Annotated in this window: 30 protein-coding genes; 19 read left to right on the forward strand and 11 right to left on the reverse strand. The window is 60.4% G+C overall.

Features of this window, described 5'->3' with window-relative positions; all coding sequences use genetic code 11:
* Positions 1-11 precede the first annotated feature (11 nt).
* A complete protein-coding gene (locus HX790_RS09760) occupies positions 12-905 on the reverse strand; it encodes a LysR family transcriptional regulator ArgP (RefSeq protein WP_017139179.1) in 894 nt (297 codons plus the stop codon).
* A gap of 99 nt (positions 906-1,004) precedes the next feature.
* Here HX790_RS09760 and HX790_RS09765 point away from each other — a divergent pair, with 99 nt between their 5' ends.
* The 7 genes from HX790_RS09765 (at position 1,005) to HX790_RS09795 (ending at position 8,600) form a co-directional block, all read left to right on the forward strand.
* Positions 1,005-1,406 carry an ACT domain-containing protein gene (locus tag HX790_RS09765; RefSeq protein WP_176991481.1) on the forward strand — a complete coding sequence of 134 codons (402 nt, stop codon included), beginning with the start codon at positions 1,005-1,007 and terminating at the stop codon, positions 1,404-1,406.
* Positions 1,407-1,411: 5 nt separating this feature from the next.
* Complete coding sequence (locus HX790_RS09770; protein WP_099550497.1) at positions 1,412-2,014, forward strand: LysE/ArgO family amino acid transporter; 603 nt, start codon at positions 1,412-1,414, stop codon at positions 2,012-2,014.
* A 175-nt stretch (positions 2,015-2,189) separates the two neighbouring features.
* Positions 2,190-2,786 (forward strand): superoxide dismutase, encoded by a 597-nt coding sequence (locus tag HX790_RS09775; protein WP_003212997.1) that lies wholly within the window; start codon positions 2,190-2,192, stop codon positions 2,784-2,786.
* Positions 2,787-2,945: 159 nt separating this feature from the next.
* Entirely contained in the window at positions 2,946-3,173 is a 228-nt protein-coding gene (locus HX790_RS09780; protein ID WP_099550444.1) for a hypothetical protein, read from the forward strand.
* Between the two features lie 211 nt (positions 3,174-3,384).
* Positions 3,385-5,436 (forward strand): bifunctional diguanylate cyclase/phosphodiesterase, encoded by a 2,052-nt coding sequence (locus tag HX790_RS09785; protein WP_017139175.1) that lies wholly within the window; start codon positions 3,385-3,387, stop codon positions 5,434-5,436.
* Positions 5,437-5,563: 127 nt separating this feature from the next.
* Positions 5,564-6,898: an imelysin family protein gene (locus HX790_RS09790; RefSeq protein WP_017139174.1), complete on the forward strand. Its 1,335-nt coding sequence runs from the start codon at positions 5,564-5,566 to the stop codon at positions 6,896-6,898.
* Positions 6,899-7,145: 247 nt separating this feature from the next.
* A complete protein-coding gene (locus HX790_RS09795) occupies positions 7,146-8,600 on the forward strand; it encodes a TrkH family potassium uptake protein (RefSeq protein WP_017139173.1) in 1,455 nt (484 codons plus the stop codon).
* On the opposite strand, the gene HX790_RS09800 is transcribed toward HX790_RS09795, so the two are convergent.
* A complete protein-coding gene (locus tag HX790_RS09800) occupies positions 8,557-9,615 on the reverse strand; it encodes an AraC family transcriptional regulator (protein WP_017139172.1) in 1,059 nt (352 codons plus the stop codon). The two genes, HX790_RS09795 and HX790_RS09800, sit on opposite strands and share 44 nt — an antisense overlap.
* Before the next feature lie 161 nt (positions 9,616-9,776).
* Between HX790_RS09800 and HX790_RS09805 the strand changes: the two genes are divergently transcribed.
* Positions 9,777-10,088, forward strand: a complete 312-nt coding sequence (locus HX790_RS09805; RefSeq protein WP_099550496.1) for a DUF962 domain-containing protein — start codon at positions 9,777-9,779, stop codon at positions 10,086-10,088.
* Positions 10,089-10,136: 48 nt separating this feature from the next.
* Here HX790_RS09805 and HX790_RS09810 read toward each other — a convergent pair whose 3' ends face one another.
* Complete coding sequence (locus HX790_RS09810; protein ID WP_176991482.1) at positions 10,137-10,376, reverse strand: hypothetical protein; 240 nt, start codon at positions 10,374-10,376, stop codon at positions 10,137-10,139.
* A gap of 195 nt (positions 10,377-10,571) precedes the next feature.
* On the opposite strand from HX790_RS09810, the gene HX790_RS09815 reads away from it, so the two are divergent.
* Both HX790_RS09815 and HX790_RS09820 read left to right on the forward strand, forming a co-directional pair.
* The gene (locus HX790_RS09815) at positions 10,572-10,754 is read left to right on the forward strand and encodes a hypothetical protein (protein ID WP_017139170.1); all 183 of its coding nucleotides are present in this window, start codon (positions 10,572-10,574) and stop codon (positions 10,752-10,754) included.
* A 103-nt stretch (positions 10,755-10,857) separates the two neighbouring features.
* On the forward strand, positions 10,858-12,054 hold the full coding sequence (locus HX790_RS09820) for an MFS transporter (protein WP_176991483.1): 1,197 nt from the start codon (positions 10,858-10,860) through the stop codon (positions 12,052-12,054).
* Here the strand turns inward: HX790_RS09820 and arfB are convergent.
* The gene (gene arfB / locus HX790_RS09825; protein ID WP_016975416.1) at positions 12,051-12,464 is read right to left on the reverse strand and encodes an alternative ribosome rescue aminoacyl-tRNA hydrolase ArfB; all 414 of its coding nucleotides are present in this window, start codon (positions 12,462-12,464) and stop codon (positions 12,051-12,053) included. The genes HX790_RS09820 and arfB overlap by 4 nt on opposite strands.
* A gap of 57 nt (positions 12,465-12,521) precedes the next feature.
* Between arfB and HX790_RS09830 the strand changes: the two genes are divergently transcribed.
* Positions 12,522-12,899, forward strand: coding sequence for a cytochrome c (locus HX790_RS09830; RefSeq protein WP_138453797.1), 378 nt, complete (start codon positions 12,522-12,524; stop codon positions 12,897-12,899).
* A gap of 59 nt (positions 12,900-12,958) precedes the next feature.
* Here the strand turns inward: HX790_RS09830 and HX790_RS09835 are convergent, their stop codons facing one another.
* Entirely contained in the window at positions 12,959-14,380 is a 1,422-nt protein-coding gene (locus HX790_RS09835; protein WP_017139166.1) for an amino acid permease, read from the reverse strand.
* Positions 14,381-15,027: 647 nt separating this feature from the next.
* Between HX790_RS09835 and HX790_RS09840 the strand changes: the two genes are divergently transcribed.
* Together HX790_RS09840 and HX790_RS09845 are read left to right on the forward strand one after the other, a co-directional pair.
* A complete protein-coding gene (locus tag HX790_RS09840; protein WP_003175756.1) occupies positions 15,028-15,165 on the forward strand; it encodes a hypothetical protein in 138 nt (45 codons plus the stop codon).
* A gap of 73 nt (positions 15,166-15,238) precedes the next feature.
* Entirely contained in the window at positions 15,239-16,198 is a 960-nt protein-coding gene (locus tag HX790_RS09845) for a leucyl aminopeptidase (RefSeq protein WP_176991484.1), read from the forward strand.
* Positions 16,199-16,389: 191 nt separating this feature from the next.
* On the opposite strand, the gene rluB is transcribed toward HX790_RS09845, so the two are convergent.
* From rluB to HX790_RS09875, 6 genes are all read right to left on the reverse strand, one after another.
* Complete coding sequence (rluB, locus tag HX790_RS09850) at positions 16,390-17,613, reverse strand: 23S rRNA pseudouridine(2605) synthase RluB (RefSeq protein ID WP_017139164.1); 1,224 nt, start codon at positions 17,611-17,613, stop codon at positions 16,390-16,392.
* A gap of 144 nt (positions 17,614-17,757) precedes the next feature.
* Entirely contained in the window at positions 17,758-17,949 is a 192-nt protein-coding gene (locus HX790_RS09855) for a DUF1289 domain-containing protein (protein ID WP_138454185.1), read from the reverse strand.
* Positions 17,950-18,091: 142 nt separating this feature from the next.
* Positions 18,092-19,018, reverse strand: coding sequence for an SMC-Scp complex subunit ScpB (scpB, locus tag HX790_RS09860; protein ID WP_138454230.1), 927 nt, complete (start codon positions 19,016-19,018; stop codon positions 18,092-18,094).
* Between the two features lie 12 nt (positions 19,019-19,030).
* Positions 19,031-19,729, reverse strand: a complete 699-nt coding sequence (locus tag HX790_RS09865) for a ScpA family protein (protein WP_169875663.1) — start codon at positions 19,727-19,729, stop codon at positions 19,031-19,033.
* A 120-nt stretch (positions 19,730-19,849) separates the two neighbouring features.
* A complete protein-coding gene (locus tag HX790_RS09870; RefSeq protein WP_017139161.1) occupies positions 19,850-20,479 on the reverse strand; it encodes an L-threonylcarbamoyladenylate synthase in 630 nt (209 codons plus the stop codon).
* A 13-nt stretch (positions 20,480-20,492) separates the two neighbouring features.
* Positions 20,493-21,356: a PHP domain-containing protein gene (locus HX790_RS09875; protein ID WP_099549411.1), complete on the reverse strand. Its 864-nt coding sequence runs from the start codon at positions 21,354-21,356 to the stop codon at positions 20,493-20,495.
* An 87-nt stretch (positions 21,357-21,443) separates the two neighbouring features.
* On the opposite strand from HX790_RS09875, the gene HX790_RS09880 reads away from it, so the two are divergent.
* The 6 genes from HX790_RS09880 to HX790_RS09905 all read left to right on the forward strand — a co-directional run bounded on the left by HX790_RS09880 (position 21,444) and on the right by HX790_RS09905 (position 25,784).
* Positions 21,444-22,040, forward strand: a complete 597-nt coding sequence (locus HX790_RS09880; protein ID WP_099549410.1) for a septation protein A — start codon at positions 21,444-21,446, stop codon at positions 22,038-22,040.
* Position 22,041: 1 nt separating this feature from the next.
* The gene (locus HX790_RS09885; protein WP_017139159.1) at positions 22,042-22,341 is read left to right on the forward strand and encodes a YciI family protein; all 300 of its coding nucleotides are present in this window, start codon (positions 22,042-22,044) and stop codon (positions 22,339-22,341) included.
* 106 nt (positions 22,342-22,447) lie between these two features.
* Positions 22,448-22,855: a translation initiation factor 2 gene (locus HX790_RS09890; RefSeq protein WP_176991485.1), complete on the forward strand. Its 408-nt coding sequence runs from the start codon at positions 22,448-22,450 to the stop codon at positions 22,853-22,855.
* Between the two features lie 7 nt (positions 22,856-22,862).
* A complete protein-coding gene (locus HX790_RS09895) occupies positions 22,863-23,540 on the forward strand; it encodes a response regulator transcription factor (RefSeq protein ID WP_017139157.1) in 678 nt (225 codons plus the stop codon).
* 368 nt (positions 23,541-23,908) lie between these two features.
* The gene (locus HX790_RS09900) at positions 23,909-24,373 is read left to right on the forward strand and encodes a Spy/CpxP family protein refolding chaperone (protein ID WP_176991486.1); all 465 of its coding nucleotides are present in this window, start codon (positions 23,909-23,911) and stop codon (positions 24,371-24,373) included.
* Positions 24,374-24,440: 67 nt separating this feature from the next.
* A complete protein-coding gene (locus tag HX790_RS09905) occupies positions 24,441-25,784 on the forward strand; it encodes a HAMP domain-containing sensor histidine kinase (RefSeq protein WP_017139155.1) in 1,344 nt (447 codons plus the stop codon).
* The last annotated feature ends 33 nt before the right edge of the window (positions 25,785-25,817 follow it).

The raw sequence follows: 25,817 nt of genomic DNA on the forward strand, positions 1-25,817 counted from the left end.
GACGCACGCCATCAGTCCAACGGCACCAACCATTGGCCACAGGCCTGGGCCAAGTGATCGGTCAGCAGCCCCAACAATTGCCCACCACTGCGCCAATGATGCCAGTACAACGGCACGTCGATGGGCTTATCTGGCAACAACTCGACTAAAGCGCCGCTTTGCAACTGGTCGCGCACCTGTAATTCCGGCACCAGGCCCCAACCCAGTCCGGCTTCGGTCAGGCGAATAAAACCTTCGGAGGACGGGCACAAATGGTGCTCGAAACCGCCGTCCACGCCCAGCGATGCCAGGTAGCGGTGCTGCAGGAAATCGTCCGGGCCGAACACCAGCGCCGGCGTGCGTGCCAACTGATCGGCACGCACGCCCTCGGGAAAATGCCGCGTTATAAATGCAGGGCTGGCCAACGCACGGTAGCGCATGGCACCGAGCAACAGACTGCGCGCCCCGGCCACCGGGCGTTCGCTGGCGCAGATACAGGCCGCCACTTCACCGGCGCGCATGCGCTTGAGGCCCACGGTCTGGTCTTCTACCACCAAGTCCAGCAACAAATGCTGCTCGGCGCAAAAGTCGCTGACGGCCTCGGCCCACCAGGTGGCGAGGCTGTCGGCGTTCAAGGCGATGCGCAGGCGCTCGGGCATGCCCTCCTCGTCCAGCGCCGGCACCTGGCTTTGCAGGTCGCGCTCGAGCAAGCGCACCTGTTGCACATGGTTAAGCAACCGCCGGCCGATGTCGGTGGGTGTAGGTGGCGTGGCCCGCACCAGCACCGGTTGGCCAATACGCGCCTCCAGTAACTTGATGCGCTGGGAAATCGCAGACTGAGAAAGCCCCAGTACCTGCGCGCCACGCTCGAAGCCGGCCTGCTCCACCACCGCCGCCAGGGCGGAAAGCAATTTATAGTCGAACATCAGTTTCTCTAATGAGCGATCAGCAATATTGGTTTTTCTTATACAGCGTGGGCCGGGAGAATGACCAGCATTGCTTTTCTTTATTAAAGGAATCCACACATGACTGGCGAAACCGCCCTGGCAACCCTGCTGCGCAGCATGAGCCCTCATCTAAACGAAGGCGACTACGTGTTCTGCACCCTGCCCGACTCACGTATCCCGGCAGGTTGCGAGATCATCGGCAGCTTTCGCGAGCAGGAAGGTTTGACCCTGATTGTGGAGCGTGAGCAGGCGGACCACGCCGGGCTGGCCTTCGACTATGTGGCCGCCTGGATCACCCTGAATGTGCATTCGGCCCTTGAAGCCGTGGGCCTGACGGCGGCGTTTGCCAGCGCGCTGGGCAGCGCCGGTATCAGTTGCAACGTGATTGCCGGGTTTTATCACGACCACTTGTTCGTAGGCCGCGCCGATGCCGAGCGGGCCATGGATGTATTGCGCCAACTGGCAGCAAACGCGGAGTAATGGCTATGTGGCAAAGCTACGTAAACGGGCTGCTGGTGGCTCTCGGCCTGATCATGGCGATCGGCACCCAGAACGCGTTTGTATTGGCGCAAAGCCTGCGCCGTGAACATCACTTGCCGGTGGCGGCGCTGTGCATCGTGTGTGATGCAATTCTGGTCGCACTCGGGGTATTTGGCCTGGCTACCGTGCTGGCGCAAAACCCGCTGCTGCTGGCCATTGCCCGCTGGGGTGGTGCGGCATTCCTGTTGTGGTACGGCACCTTGGCGTTGCGTCGAGCGTGTTCCCGACAAAGCCTGGAACAGGGGGCACACCTCAAAGTGCGTTCATTGCGCGCCGTGTTGCTCAGTGCCTTGGCAGTAACGCTGCTCAATCCCCATGTGTACCTGGACACCGTGCTGCTGATCGGCTCATTGGGCGCGCAACAAACCGAGCCCGGCGCCTATGTGGCCGGCGCTGCCAGCGCCTCGTTCCTGTGGTTCGCCACCCTGGCACTCGGCGCGGCGTGGTTGGCACCTTGGCTGGCGCGCCCGGCGACCTGGCGCCTGCTCGACCTTCTGGTCGCGGTGATGATGTTCAGCGTGGCCTACCAATTGATCAGTGCCGGATGAATATTCCAAAACGCTCTGGAACCTCTATCCCACACAGTTGTTGCGTGGTTTTGCCGCACCCCCGGTGCTATGATCCGGACCCTGCGCCGCAAAGAGTACAAACTCCCCGGCGCTTGTTTGGCCGCCCGTGATCGGCCTTGCGCTCACCGCAACTGACCTGATTAGGAGAATCATCATGGCTTTCGAATTGCCGCCGCTGCCCTACGCACACGATGCCCTGCAGCCGCACATCTCCAAGGAAACCTTGGAGTACCACCACGACAAGCACCACAACACCTATGTCGTGAACCTGAACAACCTGGTGCCTGGCACCGAGTTCGAAGGCAAGACCCTGGAAGAAATCGTCAAGTCTTCTTCGGGCGGCATCTTCAACAACGCCGCTCAGGTCTGGAACCACACTTTCTACTGGAACTGCCTGGCGCCAAACGCCGGTGGCCAACCGACCGGCGCACTGGCTGAAGCCATCAACGCAGCCTTCGGTTCGTTCGACAAGTTCAAGGAAGAGTTCACCAAGACGTCCGTCGGCACCTTCGGTTCCGGTTGGGGCTGGCTGGTGAAAAAAGCTGACGGTTCCCTGGCCCTGGCCAGCACCATCGGCGCCGGCAACCCGCTGACCAGCGGCGACACCCCGCTGCTGACCTGCGACGTGTGGGAACACGCCTACTACATCGACTACCGCAACGTGCGTCCAAAGTATGTGGAAGCGTTCTGGAATCTGGTCAACTGGAAATTCGTGGCTGAGCAGTTCGAAGGCAAAACCTTTACTGCCTGAGCAACGTTTGCAGTAGAAAGAGCCCGGCAATTGCCGGGCTTTTTTGTGGCCGACGAAAACTGGACGTAATGCAGAATGTGTGGAACTCACCGAGAGGAACAGGCCACCCAGCATGCGAGAGAAATAACTCTCTCATTTTATCCTGTAGGAGAGTCCGCAATGGATCCGTTATCGATGGGTATGTCAGCTGTGTCTTCAGTGTTGCCACTCGCAGGCAAAGGCATGGACCTGGTGAGCAAGGGCATGGACTTGCTGGGCACGCTGGTCAATTCAGCCAGTCAGGCCGCCGGCAGGGCGCAAGGTAAAATCGGCGGTGATGCCCACCAGAAGAACGAACATCAGATCACGTTCAACAACGTAAACGAAAACTCGATCAAAGTATCTTAAGCCCGCAACACTCGATGTCGGGATGTCGAAGGCATTCCCTTCCTTTCCTGCGCGGTACCCGAGGGCGATGGATATCATCGCCCTCTTCCTTCCAGACACGCCCTTTACAGCCTCCAGAAGCCTTAGCAGCAATGTCCCTTTGACTGCCATCCCGAGATTGCCAATACTCATGGCATATTGAGGCTACCCGCACGGAACAAGGAATGACCCTTTGAAGCTGGAACTCAAAAACAGCTTGTCGGTGAAGTTGCTACGGGTTGTGCTGCTCTCGGCATTGATCGTGGGCGTGACGCTGAGCGTGGCGCAGATCGTGTTTGATGCCTACAAGACGCGTCAGGCCGTGGCCGGTGACGCGCAGCGGATCCTCGACATGTTTCGCGACCCCTCGACCCAGGCTGTCTACAGCCTGGACCGCGAGATGGGCATGCAGGTGATCGAGGGCCTGTTTCAGGACGACGCCGTGCGCATGGCCTCCATCGGCCACCCCAACGAAACCATGCTGGCGGAAAAAAGCCGCGCCTTGCAGCAATCACCCACCCGCTGGTTGACCGACCTGATTCTTGGCCAGGAACGCACCTTTACGACTGCACTGGTTGGCAAAGGCCCCTATAGCGAGTACTACGGCGACCTGAGCATTACCCTCGACACAGCCACCTACGGCAAAGGTTTTATTGTCAGCTCGGTGATCATCTTTATTTCCGGCGTGCTGCGCGCCCTGGCCATGGGCCTGGTGCTGTACCTGGTGTATCACTGGCTGCTGACCAAGCCGTTGTCGCGGATTATCGAGCACTTGACCTCAATCAACCCCGACCGCCCCAGCGAACACAAGATCCCCCAGCTCAAGGGCCATGAACGCAACGAGCTGGGGCTGTGGATCAACACTGCCAACCAGTTGCTCGAGTCCATCGAGCGCAATACGCACTTGCGGCATGAGGCGGAATCGAGCCTGTTGCGCATGGCCCAGTACGACTTCCTGACCGGGCTGCCGAACCGTCAGAAGCTGCAGGAGCAGTTGGACAAGATCCTCACCGATGCCGGCCGCCGACAGCGCCGGGTGGCGGTGCTGTGCGTGGGGCTGGATGACTTCAAAAGCGTCAACGAACAGTTCACCTACCAGGCCGGCGACAAATTACTGCTGGCCCTGGCCGACCGCCTGCGCGCCCACAGCGGCCGCCTCGGCGCCCTCGCCCGCTTGGGCGGCGACCAGTTTGCACTGGTGCAGGCCGATATCGACCAGCCTTACGAGGCCGCCGAGCTGGCGCAAAGTATCCTCGACGACCTGGAAGCCGAATTCGCCCTCGACCAGGACCAGATTCGCCTGCGCGCCACCATCGGCATCACCCTGTTCCCGGAGGACGGCGACAGCACCGAGAAGCTGCTGCAAAAAGCCGAACAGACCATGACCCTGGCCAAGAGCCGCTCGCGCAACCGCTATCAGTTCTATATCGCCAGTGTCGACAGCGAAATGCGCCGGCGCCGCGAACTGGAAAAAGACCTGCGCGATGCCCTGGGTCGCGAGCAGTTCCACTTGGTCTACCAACCGCAGATCAGCTACCTCGACCACCGCGTGGTGGGCGTAGAGGCATTGCTTCGCTGGCAGCACCCGGAACACGGCCTGGTGCCGCCGGACTTGTTCATCCCGCTGGCGGAGCAGAACGGCACCATTATTCCGATTGGTGAATGGGTGCTGGACCAGGCTTGCCGGCAGTTGCGCGAATGGCATGACCTGGGCTTCACCGAACTGCGCATGGCGGTCAACCTGTCCACCGTGCAGTTGCACCACACCGAGTTGCCACGGGTGGTCAACAACCTGATGCAGATCTATCGCCTGCCGCCACGCAGCCTGGAGCTGGAAGTGACCGAGACCGGCCTGATGGAGGACATCAGCACCGCCGCCCAGCACCTGCTGAGCCTGCGCCGCTCCGGTGCCTTGATCGCGATTGATGACTTCGGCACCGGCTATTCATCCTTGAGCTACCTCAAGAGCCTGCCGCTGGACAAGATCAAGATCGACAAGAGCTTCGTCCAGGACCTGCTGGATGACGACGACGATGCAACCATCGTGCGCGCCATTATCCAACTGGGCAAAAGCCTGGGCATGCAGGTGATTGCCGAAGGCGTGGAAACCGCCGAGCAGGAGGCCTATATCATTTCCGAAGGGTGCCATGAGGGCCAGGGCTACCACTACAGCAAACCGCTGCAGGCCCGTGAGCTGGCGGCGTTTTTGAAACAGTCCGAGCGCAACAACGCGGCGATTCTCTGAACCGACAAATCGATACCAAATATTTCCCTCGCATAAACCTTTACACAAAATGCAAATCTTTCGCATTATGTCGCAGTTTTTGCGCTTCCCCGCGCGCCCTATCAACAACCGAAGCAGGATGTTCGCCATGATTCGTATGCCCCTGGCCACCGCCAGTCTGCTGGCCATTGCCATTTCTCTCGCCGGTTGCGGCGAAGGTAAAGACAAGGCCGCCGCGCCGACCCCGGCAGTCAGCACCACCGCTCCAGCGGCTGCCACGCCTGCCGGCCAGGTCGACGAAGCAGCCGCCAAGGCCGTTGTCGCGCATTACGCCGACATGGTGTTCGCGGTGTACAGCGACGCCGAATCCACCGCGAAGACCCTGCAGACCGCAATCGACACCTTCCTCGCCAACCCGAGCGACGACACCCTGAAAGCAGCCCGCACCGCCTGGGTCGCCGCCCGTGTGCCGTACTTGCAAAGTGAAGTGTTCCGCTTCGGCAACACCATCATCGACGACTGGGAAGGCCAAGTGAACGCCTGGCCCCTGGACGAAGGCCTGATCGACTACGTAGACAAATCCTACGAGCACGCGCTGGGTAACCCGGGCGCCAACGCCAACATCATCGCCAACACAGAGATCCAGGTGGGCGAAGACAAGGTCGACGTCAAGGAAATCACCCCGGAAAAACTCGCCAGCCTCAATGAACTGGGCGGTTCCGAAGCCAACGTCGCCACCGGCTACCACGCCATCGAGTTCCTGCTCTGGGGCCAGGACCTCAACGGCACCGGCCCAGGCGCAGGCAACCGCCCGGCATCCGACTACATGACCGGCGACGGTGCCACCGGCGGTAACAACGAGCGCCGTCGCACTTACCTGCGCGCTGTGACCCAACTGCTGGTCAGCGACCTGGAAGAAATGGTCGGCAACTGGAAACCCAAGGTCGACGACAACTACCGCGCCACCCTGGAAGCAGAACCTGCCACCGACGGCCTGCGCAAAATGCTGTTCGGCATGGGCAGCCTGTCCCTGGGCGAACTGGCCGGTGAGCGCATGAAGGTTTCCCTGGAAGCCAACTCGCCGGAAGACGAACAGGATTGCTTCAGCGACAACACCCACAACTCGCACTTCTACGACGCCAAGGGCATCCGCAACGTCTACCTGGGCGAGTACACCCGCACCGACGGCACCAAAATGACCGGCGCAAGCCTCTCGTCGCTGGTGGCCAAGGCCGATCCAGCCGCCGACTCGGCGCTCAAGGCCGACCTGGCGTCGACCGAAGCGAAGATCCAGGTCATGGTTGACCAGGCCAACGCCGGTGAGCACTACGACCAACTGATCGCGGCCGGTAACGACAAGGGCAACCAGATCGTGCGTGACGCGATTGCGGCACTGGTCAAGCAGACCGGCGCGATCGAAACCGCCGCGGGCAAGCTGGGCATCAGTGATTTGAACCCGGATAACGCTGATCACGAGTTCTGATTGATCCTGCGCTGAATAAGGCGACCTTCGGGTCGCCTTTTTTGTGCGCGTTCCCCCCTTCCCATACCCACTGTGGGAGCTGGCTTGCCTGCGATAGCGATGGGTCTGCTACAGATGGGTGGCTGACAGGTCGCCATCGCAGGCAAGCCAGCTCCCACAGTCGAACTGCTTCGCCTCGTACACCCCGGTTTACAAGACCCGCACCGCAGGTAGAATGGCGCCACTCTCTCAAACCCGAGCTTTCTTCATGGCGTTGCCGACCCTGCGTATCATCGGTTTCATCATCGGCATCTTCCTGATCACCCTCGCGATCGCCATGGTCATCCCGATGGCCACCCTGGTGATCTTCGAACGCACCAGCGACCTGCCCTCGTTCCTGTGGGCCAGCATGATCACCTTCCTTGCGGGTTTGGCCCTGGTTATCCCCGGCCGCCCCGAACACGTGCACCTGCGCCCCCGGGACATGTACCTGCTGACCGTCACCAGCTGGCTGGTGGTGTGCATCTTCGCCGCGCTGCCGTTTCTGCTGACCCAGCACATCAGCTACACCGATTCGTTCTTTGAAAGCATGTCGGGCATCACCGCCACCGGCTCCACCGTCCTGAGCGGTTTGGACAGCATGTCCCCTGGCATCCTGATGTGGCGTTCAATGTTGCACTGGCTGGGCGGCATCGGCTTTATCGGCATGGCGGTGGCGATCCTGCCGCTGCTGCGCATTGGTGGCATGCGCCTGTTCCAGACCGAATCCTCGGACCGCTCAGAAAAAGTCATGCCGCGCTCGCACATGGTGGCGCGCCTGATCGTGGCAGCGTATGTGGGCATCACCATCCTGGGCAGCCTGGCGTTCTGGTGGGCCGGCATGGGCTTGTTTGATGCGATCAACCACGCGATGTCAGCAATTTCCACCGGCGGGTTTTCCACCTCCGATGAATCCCTGGCCCACTGGAAACAACCGGCGGTGCACTGGGTAGCGGTGGTGGTGATGATCCTCGGCAGCTTGCCGTTCACCCTGTATGTGGCCACATTGCGCGGCAACCGCCGGGCGCTGATCAAGGATCAGCAGGTGCAAGGCTTGCTCGGTTTGCTGATCGTGACGTGGCTGGTACTCGGCACCTGGTACTGGTGGACGACCAACCTGCACTGGCTGGATGCCCTGCGCCATGTCGCCCTGAACGTTACGTCGGTGGTGACCACGACCGGCTTTGCGCTGGGGGACTACAGCCTGTGGGGCAATTTCTCGCTGATGCTGTTCTTCTACCTGGGTTTTATCGGCGGCTGTTCGGGCTCGACGGCGGGCGGGATCAAGATCTTCCGCTTCCAGGTCGCCTACATCCTGCTCAAGGCCAACCTGAACCAACTGATCCACCCACGCGCAGTGATCAAGCAGAAGTACAACGGCCACCGTCTCGACGAAGAGATCGTGCGCTCGATCCTGACCTTTTCGTTTTTCTTCGCTATCACCATCTGCGCCATCGCCCTGGCCCTGTCACTGCTGGGTCTGGACTGGATGACCGCACTGACCGGTGCCGCCAGCACCGTGTCCGGTGTTGGCCCGGGCCTGGGCGAAACCATCGGCCCGGCCGGTAACTTCGCCAGCCTGCCGGATGCGGCCAAGTGGATCTTGTCATTCGGCATGCTGCTGGGAAGGCTGGAGATTATTACCGTGTTTGTTCTGTGCATTCCGGCGTTTTGGCGCCACTGACCGTCGATGCCTGCAGCAGCCGCACCCGATACTCGCCGGGCGTGACGTCGAACCAGCGGCGGAACGCGCGGAAGAAATTACTCGGGTCGGCAAAGCCCAACAGGTAGGCGATTTCCAGCAAGGTCATACTCGGCTGCGCCAGGTACTGTTCGGCAAGCTCGCGACGCGTATCGTCGAGCAACGTCTGGAAACTGGTGCCCTCCTCCTGCAAACGCCGCTGTAACGTGCGCTGAGACAAGTGCAGGGTCTGTGCCACCACTTCGCGCTTGGGCTCACCCTGGGGCAACAAGCGGCACAGCACCTGGCGCGCCTTGTGGGTCACGCGGCTCTCGGAAAACCGCGCCAGGTATTCACCGGCAAACCGATCATGCAGCAGCGCCATCGCCTCATTGGCGGTGGGCAACGGCGCATCCATGTCGGCCTGTTCGAAAATCAGCGCATCATAGGGCGCATTGAACTCCATAGGCGCATGGAATGCTTGCTTATAGGGCGCCAGATCGGCCGGTTGGTCACCTTGCAACATTACCTTGCGTGGCTGCAGGGTGCGGCCAGTCAGCCAGCCACATAATGCCAGGGCACTGGCCAACGAGGCTTCAGCGCTTTGCCGGGTCGGCGGCAGGTGATCGCCATGCACCGTCAGAATCAGCGCATAGCCTTCAGGTAACAGGCGAAAACTCAAGTCGGCGCTTTCGGCGATGATGCGTTGGTAACGCACCAGGCGCATAAAACCTTCGGCCAGGGTGTTGCTGGACATCAAGGCGTAACCCGCCACATGAAACGACGCCGGGCGCACCACCTTGCCCATGTTCAAGCCGATCGCGGGGTTGCCTGACAGCTCGACAGCGCGCTGCCACAGCCGGGTCATGGAGTCTTGCGCAAAACGTGCGTCAGGGTCACTGAGGGCGGCGTAGTCCAGGCCCAGTTGCTTGAACAAGACACGGCAATCCAGGCCGTCCATTTCCAACGCTTTGACGATGCCCATTGCCCAGCTTGCAGAAGTTGTTCGTTCGCTCATGGCGTCTTCTTGAAAAAGGCAGGCTTAAACGGCAGCCAGGAAGCCAAGGATACTAAAGTGGCATCTATTGTCACTGGCTGTTACCACTGATCACTCTAGACTCAAATAAGCTCCCCGCCGAACATCTGTTGGGCGGCATCACCAGCCCAGGGCCGATCACTGTGGAAAACGTCAAGCAATTCAACAGCTTCGCTGAGTTCTACCCTTATTACCTGAGCGAGCACGCCAACAGCACCTGCCGGCGCCTGCACTTTATTGGCACCACCCTGGTGATTGGGATTCTGGCTTATGCCATTGGCCGTGGCTCGTTGGGGTTACTGCTCGCATTACCGGTCGCCGGCTACACCTTTGCCTGGATCGGGCACTTCTTCTTCGAAAAGAACCGGCCTGCAACGTTTCAACATCCCTTCTACAGTTTGCTGGGGGATTTTGTGATGTATCGCGACATGATTTTGGGGAAGGTGCCTTTTTGAGGTCTTTCCAAAAGTGACCCGCTGTAAGAGCGGAACCCTACTCAGCCATCACCCAAATAACGGATATGCCCCCAAACCCAACACCCACCCAGCCACCCAGCCACCCAGCCACCCAGCCACCCAGCCTGCGACCCCATGCCACTTGCGCAAAAAAATAAAAATTCGCACATCCGCCGACATAAAATTCTTTTTGTCATTTTCAGTGCTGTATCCTGCCAAGGCTTTTTGAGAGCGCGGAATCACCTGCGATTGATAAAACAGATCTTGCGAGGAGCGACGACGATGCACGAGATACCTAATCTCCCCTTCCCAAGCCTGCACCCAACTGAGCAGCCAACACCGCAGCAGGCCAGTGACAAACAGCCTGAAGCCAAAGAAGCAAAACCAGTCGACAGCAAACGCCAGGACTGACGCCGTACCAGACCGTGTGGAAAGCGCACTTCAAGCGCTTTCCACACTGCCTGAATCATCGAGACCCCCGCCATGACCGACACCCTCCCCGACACCCCCGACGCCGCAGTACTGGACGCTGCCTTGCAGATGATCGAAGTCTGGAACCGCCTCAGCGCCGACAAACAAGCCCTGCTGCTCAAGCGTTTTGGCACCCAGGAAAACGCCTTGGCCGCCCTGGTGACCACGCAAATGCTGGCCCCGCCTCAAGCCTGATGTCTTTTTGAGCTGACGTTTTGCTTTTTACCGCCCTGCACAAGCCAAAGCATCGGTATCATTAGCAGCCTATCTTTACCTGCTGCGACGGTGGACCTCTCCCATGCCAGATACCCAGCGCCCCATGGCGGTCACGCTGCAAGTCGTTTCCATCGTGCTGTTTACCTTTATCGGCTACCTCAACATCGGTATTCCCCTGGCCGTATTGCCGGGCTATGTGCACAGCCAACTGGGCTACGGCGCAGTTATCGCAGGCTTGGTAATCAGCGTGCAATACCTGGCCACCCTGCTGAGCCGTCCGTATGCAGGCAAAATCATCGATAACCTGGGCAGCAAGCGCGCGGTGCTGATCGGCTTGGTCGGTTGCGGCCTGAGCGGCGTGTTCATGTTGCTGGCGGCGTGGTTTTCCAGCCTGCCGGGCGTCAGCCTGATCAGCCTGCTGATTGGCCGACTGGTGCTGGGCAGCGCGGAAAGCCTGGTGGGCTCTGGCGCCATCGGCTGGGGCATCGGCCGGGTCGGCGCCGCCAACACGGCCAAGGTCATCTCGTGGAATGGCATCGCCAGCTACGGCGCGCTGGCCATCGGTGCGCCGCTGGGTGTGCTGCTGGTCAGCCACTTGGGGCTGTGGAGCATGGGCGTCAGCATCATCCTGCTGGCGGTGCTCGGCGTGCTGTTGGCCTGGAACAAGGAAGCCGCGCCAATTGTGGCCGGCGTGCGCCTGCCCTTCATGAATGTGCTGGGCCGCGTACTGCCACACGGCTGTGCCCTGGCGTTGGGTTCGATTGGTTTTGGCACCATCGCCACCTTTATCACCCTGTATTACACCACCCAGCATTGGGACAACGCGGTGTGGGCATTGAGCCTGTTCGGCGCCAGTTTTATCGGCGCGCGCCTGTTGTTCGGCAATTTGATCAACCGGATCGGCGGCTTTCGTGTGGCGATTGCCTGCCTGTCGGTAGAAGCCCTTGGCCTGTTGTTGCTGTGGCTGGCACCCGACGCGCAATGGGCGCTGGCCGGTGCGGCGTTGAGCGGATTTGGCTTTTCGCTGGTGTTTCCAGCACTGGGCGTAGAAGCCGTCAACCTGGTGCCGGCCTCCAGCCGTGGCGCGGCGGTGGGGGCTTATTCGCTGTTTATCGACTTGTCATTGGGTATCACCGGCCCACTGGCCGGGGCGGTGGCGGCAGGCTTCGGCTTTGCGTCGATATTCCTGTTTGCCGCCCTCGCGTCGGTCGGTGGTCTGCTGCTGAGTGTTTACCTGTACCGGCAAGCCCCCAAGGCCCGCGAGGCGAGAGGCGCCTAGAAGTCGACCTTGCCGCGCCCGGCCTTGATGCTGCCGCGCTTGGTCTTGGATTCCAGGCGACGCTTTTTCGAACCCAGGGTGGGTTTGGTCGGGCGGCGCTTTTTTTCGACCTTGGTGGCGCTGAGGATCAACTCCACCAGGCGCTCCAGCGCATCGGCACGGTTCTGTTCCTGAGTGCGGTATTGCTGAGCCTTGAGCACCAACACACCTTCACTGGTGATACGACTGTCACGCAGCGCCAGCAAACGCTCCTTGTAGAACTCCGGCAACGATGAAGCCGGGATATCAAACCGCAGGTGCACCGCGCTCGACACCTTGTTGACGTTCTGCCCACCGGCGCCCTGGGCGCGAATGGCGGTCAACTCGATCTCGGCATCGGGCAAGTGCACGTTGTTGGAAATTACCAGCATCAATCAAAAACCTTAGGCAACGGGCCACAACAACATAAACAACAAGGACGCAGCAATATGAAAAGGCTATTCATCACTGTGCTCGGCACTTTATCACTCATTCAAACGCCACTGTCCGTCGCGGACACTGCCAACGGCAAAAACCTGTATTCACAGCGATGCGCCATGTGCCACGGCCCGGACCTCAAGGCCTCCGGGCCATTGGCCAGGAAAAGCAGCCCGCCCACGCCCGACCTCACAACGCCTGCTTTCAAAAAACGGCTGGCAGATTATCCGGGCGTTATTGTGTCTTCGGTGATCCTTCGCCCCAATGGCAACCTGATCCCAAAAACCCTGCAAGACAATGGTGTGAAGGTTGCGCCGCATGCCTGGAGCGTCAAGGATTTTCGCGACTTGAACGCCTACATGAGTGGCGTTATTGCAAACAGCCGATGAATCGCATCGCAAAAAAATACCCCTCAATAGAGGGGTATTAATCGCCGATGGAGCGTCGCTTACTTCAGCGCTGCATTTGCCGTGGTCAATGCGGCTTCAGCACTGCGCTTGTTCTTGATCCAGTAACACACCGCCATGAACGCTACCCACACCGGGATTGCGTATACCGACACCTGAATCCCCGGAATCATCAGCATGATCACCAGGATAAACACCACGAACGCCAGGCAGATGTAATTGCCATACGGATACCACAGCGCCTTGAACAGCGGCACCTGGCCGGTGCGGTTCATGTGTTGGCGGAACTTGAAGTGCGAAAAGCTGATCATCGCCCAGTTGATTACCAGGGTGGCAACCACCAGCGACATCAACAACTCCAGCGCGTGTTGCGGGATGAAGTAGTTCATCAACACCGCCACCAGAGTGACCGCTGCCGAGGCGAGGATCGAGCGCACCGGCACGCCGCGCTTGTCGATTTTGGCCAATGCTTTGGGCGCATCACCCTGCTCAGCCATGCCCAGCAGCATGCGGCTGTTGCAGTAGGTGCCACTGTTGTACACCGACAATGCCGCCGTCAGCACCACGAAGTTGAGGATGTGCGCGGCGGTGTTGCTGCCCAGCATCGAGAACACCTGCACGAATGGGCTGCCGCTGTAGGCATCGCCGGACGCGTTAAGGGTCGCCAGCAGGCTGTCCCACGGCGTCAGCGACAACAGCACCACCAGGGCGCCGATGTAGAAAATCAGGATGCGGTAGATCACCTGATTGATCGCCTTGGGGATCACCGTACGTGGCTGATCGGCCTCAGCAGCGGTAAAACCGAGCATTTCCAGACCACCGAACGAGAACATGATGATCGCCATGGCCATCACCAAACCGCCGACGCCATGGGGGAAGAACCCACCGTGGTCCCACAGGTTGCTCACCGACGCTTGCGGACCGCCGCTGCCGCTGACCAGCAAATAGCTGCCCAGGGCAATCATGCCGACGATAGCCACGACTTTGATGATGGCGAACCAGAATTCGGCCTCACCGAAGACTTTGACGTTGGCCAGGTTGATCAGGTTGATCAATACGAAGAACGCCGCCGCCGAGACCCAGGTCGGGATCTCTGGCCACCAGTAGTGCACATACTTGCCGACCGCAGTCAGCTCCGACATGCCTACCAGGATGTACAAAATCCAGCAGTTCCAGCCCGACAGGAAGCCGGCGAAACCGCCCCAGTACTTATGGGCAAAGTGGCTGAAGGAACCGGCGACCGGCTCTTCGACGATCATTTCGCCGAGCTGGCGCATGATCATGAAGGCGATGAAGCCGCAGATGGCATAACCCAGGATCATCGAAGGGCCGGCGGATTTGAGCACGCCGGCCGAGCCCAGGAACAGGCCGGTGCCGATGGCGCCACCGAGGGCGATCAACTGGATATGCCGATTTTTCAGGCCGCGTTTCAGCTCGCCTGAAGAAGATTGGGGTCCACTCATGAAAAGGGTCTCACGCAAGGTTTGAGAATGTCGAATGCAGGTTGCTGCCTTGAATTACCGACTCAAGCAGCGCCGCTCAAACCCCAGCGCAGGCACCAGGAGTACAGCGTCTTTCTAACGGTCATGCGTCACCTGTTTGTTTTTATCTGTGACGAAATCGAACCCGTCCGACTCGTGGCCGCACGGAGTGATCAGGGTGGGTAAACCCTGAGGTCTTGGCCTTTTGCGTGGATACGCAAGGGGGTCACAGTAAAACGCGGCGCATTGTACACCGCTCGACAGCTTCAGCACGCCCCAACAGAGTGCACACACCAAACTGTAAGCTAATCATTACAGCTGGACGGCACTCAGTAAAACCCGGACAAACTCGTAAATTAAACGTTACACCCCGGAAAACCAGCGTTACAGGCAGACTTTTTCGTCAGCTAACGGAAAACTGTCAGTGGGAAGTTTTTGAAAAATCGGTTCAGCCAATTTGCTGTTTTTTCTGGATAAAAAAACACACTGAAAAAACAGAAGAAAAAATTCAAATGAGACCGTGTCAATAAATATTTTGCATTTCCAAACACTCTCTCCTAGGTTCTTTCACTTGCCAGCGAAGCCCGTTGGCAAGCCGTTCTCAAACAACGTCCTCTAGGAGAAATACCATGCAAGCACTGGAAAACGACCTGGAAACCGAACTGCAACTCGACGATTGGTTTGAAGCGCCGACCCATGAGGCCGCCGTTGAAATGATGCAAGCCGATGCCGTTGTGCCCTTTGGCACTGCGATGTGGCCTTTCTAACACCCGGCAGGCATCCGGCAGGTGCTGTGCACGGCACCTGCCCCCTTACCCAAGGCACAGAAGGACACCCGTCATGGACAAGGCCCGCGCCGTCGAACACTTCCTCTACTACCTCGCACACCACCCGGCACTCAACGGCCTGAGCCGCCCGACGGTGTTGCTGGGCCATACCGAGCGCTACGACGCCATCGCCGAAGCAATCACCCACAGCAGCGCCGCACGCTTCAACTTCCAATGCCAGCGCCTGGACCTCACGCCCAGCGACACCCTGGCCCACGCCATCGAAGCCTGCGACCTGTACCTGTTTCTGTATGACTCTTCGACCCTGCCCAACCCACGTGCCGAAGGCCCGGATTTTATTCGCGCCCTGCAAAGCGTGATGGCCGAACACTGGAAGAAATCCCTGCTGTTCAAGGATTATGGCGACTATTTCTACGACACCTTCAGCGTCGAGCCGCAGCGCATCGCCGACCTCAACGCTACGCTGATCCGGCGCATGTCCCAGGCCAACGTGCTGAGCTTTACCGACAAGCACGGCTCCCGCCTTGAAACGCCACTGAGCAGCATCAAGAAGTGGACCAATATCAACGGGGTCGGCAACCACGACCTGGCACCAGGCGAAATCGCCACCCACAGCGAAGCCATCAATGGCCAGGTGCGGTTTGTTGGCACCTTCCTCAGCACCATCCCGTTTGCGCGTAAGTACGGCGTGCTGCAATCACCGCTGGAGCTGTGGATCGAGAACTCGACGGTTTGCAGCGTGGCCAGCGAGGTGCCAGGGCTGGCGGACGACTTCAATAAATACCTGAATGCCAACCCGTCCAACCGCCGTGTGGAGGAATTGGGGATTGGCACCAACGAGGGCGTAAAAGACTTGTATGCACGCAATGCCGGCTTCGAGGAGCGCCATTGCGGCCTGCACCTGGGCTTGGGTGGCGGGCAGAAAGGCAGCCATCACCTGGACCTGATCTTCGCCAGTGGCGTGTTGGCACTGGATGACAAGCCGGTGTTTGATGGCAGGTTTGCGTTCTAAACACACCTCGTTGAAACAAAGCGGATCCCTGTGGGAGCTGGCTTGCCTGCGATGCAGACACCTCGGTCCTTCAGTTGAACCGAGCTGATGTCATCGCAGGCAAGCCAGCTCCCACACTTGAAAGCATTTCAAATCAAGGTCCAAAAAAAACGCCAACCCGAGGGTTGGCGTTTTTTTATGCCGCAATCAAATCACTGCGGCTTCTTGCGACCAAAACCCGGACGCTGACCGGAACCGGCCGGCGCGCCACGGCGCTTGCCCGACGGCTCGTCGGCGACCAGTTTCGGACCAGGGCGCTTGTTCGCCGCGGGCTTGGCTGGGCGCTTGGTGCTGGCGTTGTCCGCTGGGCGGTCCGCTTCACCACGGTTGCTACGGCCGCCGCTTGGCGCTTCACCACGGGCAGGGCGCGGAGTGCGTGGCGCACGCTCGCCTTCCTGACGCGATGGCGCGGTTGGGCGACGCTCGCCTTCGATGTGCGGCTCACGGGAGATACGCCCACCGGTCGCCGGTGCATTCAGCGCAGGGCGCAAGGTGCGTGCAACACGCTCGGTACGCGCCACAGGACGCGAGGATTTACGCTGCATACGCTCAAGCTTGTCTTTGCTCTTGGCGTTCATCTGCGGCATGGCCACCGGCGTCAGGCCGACTTCGGCACTGAGGATGTCGACTTCGTACTGGCTCATTTCGCGCCAGCGGCCCATCGGCAGGTCGGAGTTGAGGAACACCGGGCCGAAACGCACGCGCTTCAGGCGGCTGACCACCAGGCCCTGGGATTCCCACAGGCGACGTACTTCACGGTTACGGCCTTCCATCACCACGCAGTGGTACCAGTGGTTGAAACCTTCGCCACCGGGCGCCTGCTTGATGTCGGTGAACTTGGCCGGGCCGTCTTCCAGCACCACGCCAGCCTTCAGGCGTTCGATCATCTCGTCATCGACTTCGCCGCGTACACGTACAGCGTACTCACGGTCCATCTCGTAGGACGGGTGCATCAAGCGGTTGGCCAGCTCACCGTCGGTGGTGAACATCAGCAAGCCAGTGGTGTTGATGTCCAGGCGGCCGATGTTGATCCAGCGGCCTTCTTTGGGCTTGGGCATCTTGTCGAACACGGTCGGACGGCCTTCCGGGTCGTCACGGGTGCAGATCTCGCCGTCGGGCTTGTTGTACATGATCACGCGGCGCACCGATTCGGCGGCCTCTTCACGCTTGATGACTTTGCCATCAATGGTGATTGCATCGTGCAGGTCGACGCGCTGGCCGAGGGTAGCCTCGACGCCATTGACCTTGATGCGCTTCTGGGTGATCCAGGCTTCGACGTCGCGGCGTGAGCCCACGCCGATACGCGCCAGCACCTTTTGCAGTTTTTCGCCTGCTGGGCCGATTTCCTGGCTGTCGTTCTGGTCTTGGTCGTTCATCTTAAGCACCTCCCGGTGGGTCGATTCAGGCGTGGCCTGAAGAGTATTGAAAGCGGGGCTTTGGCCGAATAGATCGGCAAAGGGTCGCGAATCATACGCGCATGGCGCGGGTTTCGCATCACAGACTAGTCGATAAGGCCCAAGTCATTTGCTTTTCCGCCGACCGGTGGCGCCCAGGGCCAGCAGGCGCAGCTCGGCTTCGGCCAGAACGGTGCGTTTGTCGGTTTTGTCGAGCTTCTTCCAGGCGCGGATTTCGCGCTTGCTGCGGCCACAGCCGACGCAGATGTCATCGGCGAATTTGCAGATGCTGATGCAAGGGTCTTTGGTGGAACTCATTTGAATCCTCCCAGTAAGCTGGCTTTTCTGTGGGAGCTGGCTTGCCTGCGATGGCATCACCTCGGTACAACCGACAGACCGGGGGGCCCGCATCGCAGGCAAGCCAGCTCCCACAGGGTTTCCATGTGTCTGGCAGACCGGGTCAGTCCTCAAACTGGCGCCGTTCGGCTTCGATGGCTTCAGCCAGCGCCCGGGCTTCGTCTTCCTCGTCGCTAAGCGGCGGCTGCTCAAGGGCGGCCACGGCGGCCAGGAGTTTTTCACGGGCTTCGGCCACGCCGAGGATATCCTCTTCGGGTTCCGGTTCGACTTCGGCCTCAACCTCAACGTTCACCTGGGTTTCAGGCTCAGCCGCGCCATCACGCAGCAAGTCATCAAAGTCAGTCTTGATGCCCTGCTCCATATCATCCAGTTCAAGCAGCAAGGTATGGAAACTGGTTTCGTCCTTCGGCTCTTCCGGCTCGGCGGTGGCGTCGGCCAGCTCCTGCAGGCTGGCCGGCACCGGCGCGTCGTCGAAGTCGAGCACCGGCTCGGCTTCCATCTCGCGCAGTTCGGCAAGCGGCGGCAGGTCGTCGAGGTTTTTCAGGTTGAAGTGGTCGAGAAACACCTTGGTGGTGGCAAACATCGCCGGTTTGCCGGGCACGTCGCGGTAGCCGACAATGCGGATCCACTCGCGCTCCAGCAGTGTCTTGACGATATGGCTGTTGACCGCCACACCCCGCACATCCTCAATCTCGCCCCGCGTGATGGGCTGGCGGTAGGCAATCAGTGCCATGGTCTCCAGCATCGCGCGGGAATAACGCTGCGGGCGCTCTTCCCACAAGCGGCCGACCCACGGGGAAAATTTCTCACGGATCTGCAAGCGATAACCTGACGCCACTTCGCGCAGTTCAAAGGCGCGGCCGTCGCAGGACTTGCGCAGAATCTCCAGCGCCTTCTTGAACACCGGTGGTTCAGGGCGCTCGGCCTCTTCAAACAACTCGAACAAGCGTTCCAGGGATTGCGGTTTACCCGAGGCCAGGAGAAAGGCTTCCAGCAAGGGCGCCAGTTCGCGGGGTTCAGTCAGATTCATCGATTCAGCTCTTTATTCGGCTCGCGCCCGCACGTGGATAGCCGCAAAAGGCTCATTCTGGACCAGCTCGACCAAGGATTCCTTGACCAGTTCGAGGATGGCCATAAAGGTCACCACCACCCCCAGGCGCCCTTCCTCTTTGGTAAACAGCTCGACAAACGGCACAAAGCCGCCGCCCTTGAGGCGCTCCAGCACATCGCTCATGCGCTCGCGGGTCGACAGCGCTTCGCGGCTGACCTGGTGGCTTTCAAACATGTCACCCCGGCGCAGCACCTCGGCCATGGACATCAGCAATTCTTCCAGGCTCACATCCGGCAACAGCTTGCGCGCCCGGGCTTCCGGGGCATCGAGCTTGGGCACCACCACATCACGGCCCACGCGGCTCAAGCCGTCGATGCCTTCGGCGGCGGCCTTGAAGCGTTCATATTCTTGCAGACGGCGGATCAGCTCGGCCCGCGGGTCGTCTTCTTCGGCCTCAATGGTCTCGGAACGCGGCAACAGCATGCGCGACTTGATCTCGGCGAGCATGGCGGCCATCACCAGGTACTCGGCGGCCAATTCCAGGCGTACCGACTGCATCAACTCGACATACCCCATGTACTGGCGAGTGATTTCTGCCACCGGGATGTCGAGGATATTGATGTTCTGCTTGCGAATCAGGTACAGCAGCAAATCCAGCGGGCCTTCGAAGGCCTCAAGAAAGACCTCCAGCGCATCCGGCGGAATATACAGGTCCAGCGGCATTTCCATGACCGCCTGGCCATACACCATGGCAAATGGCAGTTCCTGCTGGGCGCCCGCCTGGGGATCAGCGGTTTCCACGGCCGACATTCAGGCCTCGACCATAAACGGCGTCGGGTCGCCGCAGCCCACGCGTACCACTTCCGGCTCGCCGTCGGCCAGGTTGATCACAGTGGACGCCTTGTTGCCGCCGTAGCCGCCGTCAATGATCAGATCGACGTGTTTTTCCAGCAGGCGGCGCATCTCGTAAGGGTCGTACAGCGGCTCTTCTTCACCGGGCAAAATCAGCGACACGCTCATCAACGGCTCACCCAGTTCTGCCAGCAACGCCAGGGCAATCGGGTGCTCGGGCACACGCAGGCCGATGGTGCGCTTTTTGGGGTGCAGCAACAGGCGCGGCACTTCGCGGGTGGCATTCAGAATAAAGGTGTACGGCCCCGGCGTGTGCGCCTTGAGCAGACGGAAGGTGCCGGTGTCGACTTTGGCGAACAGCCCCAGTTGCGACAAGTCGCTGCAGATCAGCGCAAAGTTGTGGTTTTTGTCCAGGTCACGCAGGCGTCTGACCCGTTCAACTGCGCTCTTGTCGCCGATCTGGCAACCAATGGCGTAGGACGAATCCGTTGGGTAGATCACCACGCCACCGGCGCGAATGATCTCCACGGCCTGTTTAATCAGGCGCGCTTGAGGGTTTTCCGGATGAATCTGGAAGAATTGACTCACGTGTTCTACCTGTTCAGACGGTGGCAATAATGGGGTCATGCTTGAATCGCCCCCACAACAGCGGCAAGTCTTCCGGGACCTGGCGGTACTCGCCAATCTCGGACCAGCCGCCTGGGCCATGAAAATCACTGCCGGCGCTGACCAGCAAACCAAATTCGCGAGCAAGAATCGCCAGGCTGCCCACCTGCTCAGCGGGTTGATGCCCGTTGACCACTTCGATTGCGTGGCCGCCCGCTCCAATATAGTCGGCAATCAGCTTGCGGCGCTTGCTGCGGGTGAAATCGTAATGCCAGGGATGCGCCAGGCTCACCCAGGCTCCGGAGGCACGCAATGTGCCGACTGTATCTTCCAGCGTCGGCCAGTGTTGCTTCACATCACCCAACTTGCCGGCGCCCAGCCATTTGCGAAACGCTTCGGCGCGGTCCTTGACGAAACCTTCACGCACCATCCAGTCGGCAAAGTGCGGGCGGGCCGGCGCGTTGCCGCTGTCGCCCAGCTCTTGCTGGATGGCGCGGGCGCCGTCGAGCGCATTGGGCATGCCTTTAAGGCTGAGCTTGCGGCTTATTTCTTCGGACCGCAGCCAACGGCCATCGTGCAATTGGGCGATGGCCGCCACCAAAGGCGCGGCGTTTTGATCGAAGCCGTAGCCGAGCACATGAATGGTGGCGCCGCCCCAGGTACAGGACAATTCCACGCCGTTGACCAGTTGCATGCCCAAGGCATGCGCCGCCGTGCGGGCCTCGTCGAGGCCTTCGAGGGTGTCGTGGTCGGTCAACGACAAGACTCGCACGCCTTTTTCAAACGCACGCGCAACCAGTACCGCGGGCGCCAGGGCGCCATCGGAGGCCGTGCTGTGGCAGTGCAAATCAACATTCACGGGAGTGTGTAACCTCAAGTCAGCTGGCGCTTTCGCTACCAAGGATGTTTGTTATTATGCCGCCACATCCAGCTTCTGGCTCTTACTGTGAAACAATTCATCGACTTCATCCCGCTGTTGCTGTTTTTCATCGTTACTAAACTCGACCCCAGGGTCATCGATATCGCCGGTCATCCGCTCTCGTTCGGGGGCATCTACAGCGCCACTGCCGTGCTGATCGTCAGTTCTATCGTAGTCTACGGCGCCATTTTCATTTCCCAGCGCAAACTGGAAAAAAGCCAATGGCTCACCCTGGTTGCCTGCCTGGTGTTCGGCGGCCTGACCCTGGCCTTTCACAGCGAAACCTTCCTTAAATGGAAAGCCCCGGTAGTGAACTGGCTGTTCGCGCTGGTGTTTATAGGCAGCCACTTCATTGGTGACCGCTTGTTGATCAAGCGCATCATGGGCCACGCGCTGACCCTGCCGGAGCCGGTATGGACGCGTTTGAACGTGGCCTGGATCGTGTTTTTCCTGTTCTGCGGCGCCGCCAACCTGTTCGTGGCCTTTACCTTCCAGGATTACTGGGTCGACTTCAAAGTCTTCGGTAGCCTGGGCATGACCGTATTGTTCCTGATCGGCCAAGGTATCTACCTGTCGCGCCATCTGCATGACACCGCCCCTACCACGCCGAAAACCGAGGACTGACATGCTCTACGCCATCATTGCCACCGACGTTGCCGATTCGCTGGAAAAACGCCTGAGCGTGCGTCCGGCGCACGTTGAGCGCCTGAAAACCCTGCAAGCCGAAGGTCGCCTGGTGATCGCAGGCCCGCACCCGGCCGTCGACAGCAATGACCCAGGCGCCGCCGGCTTCACCGGCAGCCTGATCATTGCCGAGTTCGCCTCCCTTGCCGACGCAAAGGCCTGGGCCAACGCCGACCCGTACATCGCCGCAGGCGTCTACGCTGATGTAGTGATCAAGCCGTTCAAGCAAGTCCTGCCTTAAGCCCGGCTGCGCTGAACCTAATCGGTTCGGCGCGCTCCTAATTGCTCATTATTCTCGGTAACCTGCCGACAACGTTCTGAATATTCGTGTGGAATCAGGAGTTCCGATGCGCTTACGTCCGTTGTGTCTGTTGGCAGTGTTAATGATCGGGGCAAGCGCCCACGCTGAAGAAACCTCGAACACTGGCAGCTCCACGCCCTTGTCCCTGGCCGCCGGCAGCCAGATCACCGAGTTGCAGCAACGCTTGAAAGAAAGCGAACGGCTGCGTGAAGAACTGAGCAAACAACTGCAAAGTGCAGATACTGCTCGCGAAAGCGCCCAACTGAGTCGCTTGCGCCAGGAGAACCAACGCCTGGTCCAGCAACTCAAAGAGACACAAGGCGGCGCCTTGACCCGCTGGCTGACCGAGCAACAACAGTGGTTTGTCACGGGCGCGGCCGTCGCACTGATCGCCCTGCTGTGCGGGATCTTCGCCAGTGGTGGGCACCGTCGCCGTCGACAATGGCTAAATTGAGTGAGTCATGAGCGAGCTGTTACTGATAGATGATGACCAGGAGCTCTGTGAGCTGCTGACCAGTTGGCTGAGCCAGGAAGGTTTCCAGGTGCGCGCCTGCCACGACGGCGTGAGCGCGCGCAAAGCCCTGGCCGAAGCCGCACCCGCCGCCGTCGTGCTTGACGTGATGCTGCCGGATGGCAGTGGCCTGGAGTTGCTCAAGCAATTGCGCAATGACCACCCGGAATTGCCGGTGGTGATGCTCTCGGCCCGTGGCGAACCGCTGGACCGTATCCTCGGCCTGGAACTGGGTGCCGACGATTACCTGGCCAAGCCCTGTGACCCGCGCGAGCTGACTGCGCGCCTGCGCGCCGTGCTGCGCCGCAGCCACCCGGCCGCCGTGTCGACGCAGATGGAACTGGGCGATTTGTGCTTCAGCCCGGTGCGCGGTGTGGTCAGCATCGACGAGCAGGAATTCACCCTCACCGTGTCCGAAAGCCGCCTGCTCGAAGCCTTGCTGCGCCAGCCCGGCGAGCCGCTGGACAAGCAGGAACTGGCGCAGATCGCCCTGGGCCGCAAGCTCACTCTGTACGACCGCAGCCTGGACATGCACGTGAGCAACCTGCGCAAAAAGATCGGCCCACACCCGGATGGTCGGCCACGGATCGTGGCGCTGCGCAGCCGCGGCTACTACTACAGCCTTTAAAGATCGTTTAAAGATCGTTCCCACGCTCCGCGTGGTAATGCCGCCGGGGACGCTCTGCGTCCCGCTGTGTACGCCGGTGACGCAGAGCGTCACGGTATGCATTCCCACGCAGAGCGTGGGAACGATCAATTACCCTGTGGGAGCTGGCTTGCCTGCGATAGCGCAGGGTCAGCTTGCATCTATGTAGCTGACCCGCCGCATTCGCAGGCAAGCCAGCTCCCACACTTGATCGCATCAATCCGACAGTTTTGTCAGTTCACATCAAAACCCTCTTTACCCAAGCTTTACCCTCCCCTGACCGCCGCTGACCTTGCGCTGCGTAACCTACTCACATCCGGACTCACCGGAATAGAGACAGGAGAAACACCATGCGCAAGACCCTTATCGCTCTGATGTTCGCCGCTGCCCTGCCGACCGTTGCCATGGCCGCAATGCCAGAAGGCCCAGGCCCGATGGACGGCCCAGAAGGCCACATGATGGGTGGCCCGGGCCACGGCGGTGAACACGGTCCGCGTGGCAAAGGCGGCCCCTTCAGCCAGCTGGACCTGACCAAGGAACAGCGCCAGCAAATCGGCAAATTGATGGGTGACCAATGGCACGCCCGCAAAGACCTGGTCAAAAAGTACCTGGACAAGCTGCCGGCTGCTGACCAGAAAGCCATGCAGGATGAAATCGCCGCCGGCAAACAGAAAACCCAGGCTGACATCCGTGCCGTGCTCAAACCCGATCAACAGAAGAAATTCGACGAGATCGTCAAGAAGCAAGCCGAGCGCCGCGCCGAGTGGAAGGAATTCCAGGCCTGGAAAGCGCAACAGCCGCAAAAAGCGCAATAATGCTCTAGCGTTACCTCCCCAGCCCAGTGGCTCACGCCGCTGGGCTTTTCCTGCTTGAGGGTTTCCTGTGCGTTCATTGTTCTGGCGCATCCTGGCCAGTTTCTGGCTGGCCATCGCCTTGGTTGCCGGGCTGTCGATCCTGCTTGGGCACATGCTCAACCAGGACGCCTGGATTCTCAGCCGCCATCCCGGCCTCAACAACCTGGCGCAAGAGTGGACGCAACTCTATGAAGCCCAGGGTGAGGACGCCGCCCAGGATTTGCTGCAACAACGCAAACGCCAGTACCACATCGACGTGCAGGTACTCAACGAAAGCGGCGACCCGGTGGTACGCGGCACGTTCCCACGTCGCGCCGCCGCCTTCGAAGCCCGCCAGAATGACAACCAGGACAGCCACTTGCCCTGGCGCCGCCTGACCGCCGAGTACACCAGTGAAAAAACCGGGGACACGTACCTGCTGATCTACCGCATCCCCAACCCGGAACTGGACGCCTGGCACCGCAGCAGCCTGCTGTGGCCGTTTAGCGCGCTGGCGATTGCCCTGGTGGTACTGACGTTGTTCAGCCTGCTGGTGACCTTGTCCATCACCCGCCCACTCAGCCGCCTGCGCGGTGCGGTGCATGACCTGGGCCAGACCACCTATCAGCAAAACAGCCTGGCGCAACTGGCCAACCGCCGCGATGAGTTCGGCGTGCTCGCCACCGACTTCAACCGCATGGGCGCGCGCCTGCAAAGCCTGATCGGCAGCCAGCGCCAGTTGCTGCGCGATGTGTCCCACGAACTGCGCTCACCGCTGGCCCGCCTGCGTATTGCCCTGGCCCTGGCCGAACGCGCCAGCCCGGAAGAACGCGAACGGCTGTGGCCGCGCCTGACCCGCGAGTGCGACCGCCTGGAAGCGCTGATCAGCGAGATTCTGGTGCTGGCCCGCGTGGATGCCGACAACGCCAGCGCCGAAGACGTCGACCTCACCCCACTGCTCAGGACCTTGCAAAAGGATGCCCAACTCAGTGCGCCGGAACAGATGGTGCAACTGAGCGCCGAGCCCGAGCTGCACCTCAAGGGCTGGCCGACCATGATCGAGCGCGCCGTGGACAACCTGCTGCGTAACGCCCAGCGCTTTAACCCCGTGGGCCAGCCGATCGAGCTAAGCGCCCGGCACCAGGGCGAGCGCATCCTGATCAGCGTGCGCGACCACGGCCCCGGCGTTGAAGCCGAACACCTGAGCCAGTTGGGCGAGCCGTTTTATCGCGCGCCTGGCCAGGCCGCACAAGGCCACGGGCTGGGCCTGGCGATTGCCCGTCGCGCCGCCGAACGCCATGGCGGCAGCCTGATCCTGGGCAATCACCCGGACGGCGGTTTTATCGCCAGCATCGACTTGCCGTTGGAGCCGGGAGTGGTCACAGCCGTGTGAGGATCTTCTATAGTGGCCCTTCTCTAACGGAGG

The sequence above is a fragment of the Pseudomonas sp. IPO3747 genome (genome assembly GCF_013385245.1).
GTDB classification, from domain to species: Bacteria; Pseudomonadota; Gammaproteobacteria; order Pseudomonadales; family Pseudomonadaceae; genus Aquipseudomonas; species Aquipseudomonas edaphica.

Coding starts and splice junctions, on each gene's coding strand:
- HX790_RS09760 (WP_017139179.1), bottom strand. CDS start 905: ATGTTCGACTATAAATTGCTTTCCGCCCTGGCGGCGGTGGTGGAGCAG.
- HX790_RS09765 (WP_176991481.1), top strand. CDS start 1,005: ATGACTGGCGAAACCGCCCTGGCAACCCTGCTGCGCAGCATGAGCCCT.
- HX790_RS09770 (WP_099550497.1), top strand. CDS start 1,412: ATGTGGCAAAGCTACGTAAACGGGCTGCTGGTGGCTCTCGGCCTGATC.
- HX790_RS09775 (WP_003212997.1), top strand. CDS start 2,190: ATGGCTTTCGAATTGCCGCCGCTGCCCTACGCACACGATGCCCTGCAG.
- HX790_RS09780 (WP_099550444.1), top strand. CDS start 2,946: ATGGATCCGTTATCGATGGGTATGTCAGCTGTGTCTTCAGTGTTGCCA.
- HX790_RS09790 (WP_017139174.1), top strand. CDS start 5,564: ATGATTCGTATGCCCCTGGCCACCGCCAGTCTGCTGGCCATTGCCATT.
- HX790_RS09795 (WP_017139173.1), top strand. CDS start 7,146: ATGGCGTTGCCGACCCTGCGTATCATCGGTTTCATCATCGGCATCTTC.
- HX790_RS09800 (WP_017139172.1), bottom strand. CDS start 9,615: ATGAGCGAACGAACAACTTCTGCAAGCTGGGCAATGGGCATCGTCAAA.
- HX790_RS09815 (WP_017139170.1), top strand. CDS start 10,572: ATGACCGACACCCTCCCCGACACCCCCGACGCCGCAGTACTGGACGCT.
- HX790_RS09820 (WP_176991483.1), top strand. CDS start 10,858: ATGCCAGATACCCAGCGCCCCATGGCGGTCACGCTGCAAGTCGTTTCC.
- arfB (WP_016975416.1), bottom strand. CDS start 12,464: ATGCTGGTAATTTCCAACAACGTGCACTTGCCCGATGCCGAGATCGAG.
- HX790_RS09830 (WP_138453797.1), top strand. CDS start 12,522: ATGAAAAGGCTATTCATCACTGTGCTCGGCACTTTATCACTCATTCAA.
- HX790_RS09835 (WP_017139166.1), bottom strand. CDS start 14,380: ATGAGTGGACCCCAATCTTCTTCAGGCGAGCTGAAACGCGGCCTGAAA.
- HX790_RS09840 (WP_003175756.1), top strand. CDS start 15,028: ATGCAAGCACTGGAAAACGACCTGGAAACCGAACTGCAACTCGACGAT.
- HX790_RS09845 (WP_176991484.1), top strand. CDS start 15,239: ATGGACAAGGCCCGCGCCGTCGAACACTTCCTCTACTACCTCGCACAC.
- rluB (WP_017139164.1), bottom strand. CDS start 17,613: ATGAACGACCAAGACCAGAACGACAGCCAGGAAATCGGCCCAGCAGGC.
- HX790_RS09855 (WP_138454185.1), bottom strand. CDS start 17,949: ATGAGTTCCACCAAAGACCCTTGCATCAGCATCTGCAAATTCGCCGAT.
- scpB (WP_138454230.1), bottom strand. CDS start 19,018: ATGAATCTGACTGAACCCCGCGAACTGGCGCCCTTGCTGGAAGCCTTT.
- HX790_RS09885 (WP_017139159.1), top strand. CDS start 22,042: ATGCTCTACGCCATCATTGCCACCGACGTTGCCGATTCGCTGGAAAAA.
- HX790_RS09890 (WP_176991485.1), top strand. CDS start 22,448: ATGCGCTTACGTCCGTTGTGTCTGTTGGCAGTGTTAATGATCGGGGCA.
- HX790_RS09895 (WP_017139157.1), top strand. CDS start 22,863: ATGAGCGAGCTGTTACTGATAGATGATGACCAGGAGCTCTGTGAGCTG.
- HX790_RS09900 (WP_176991486.1), top strand. CDS start 23,909: ATGCGCAAGACCCTTATCGCTCTGATGTTCGCCGCTGCCCTGCCGACC.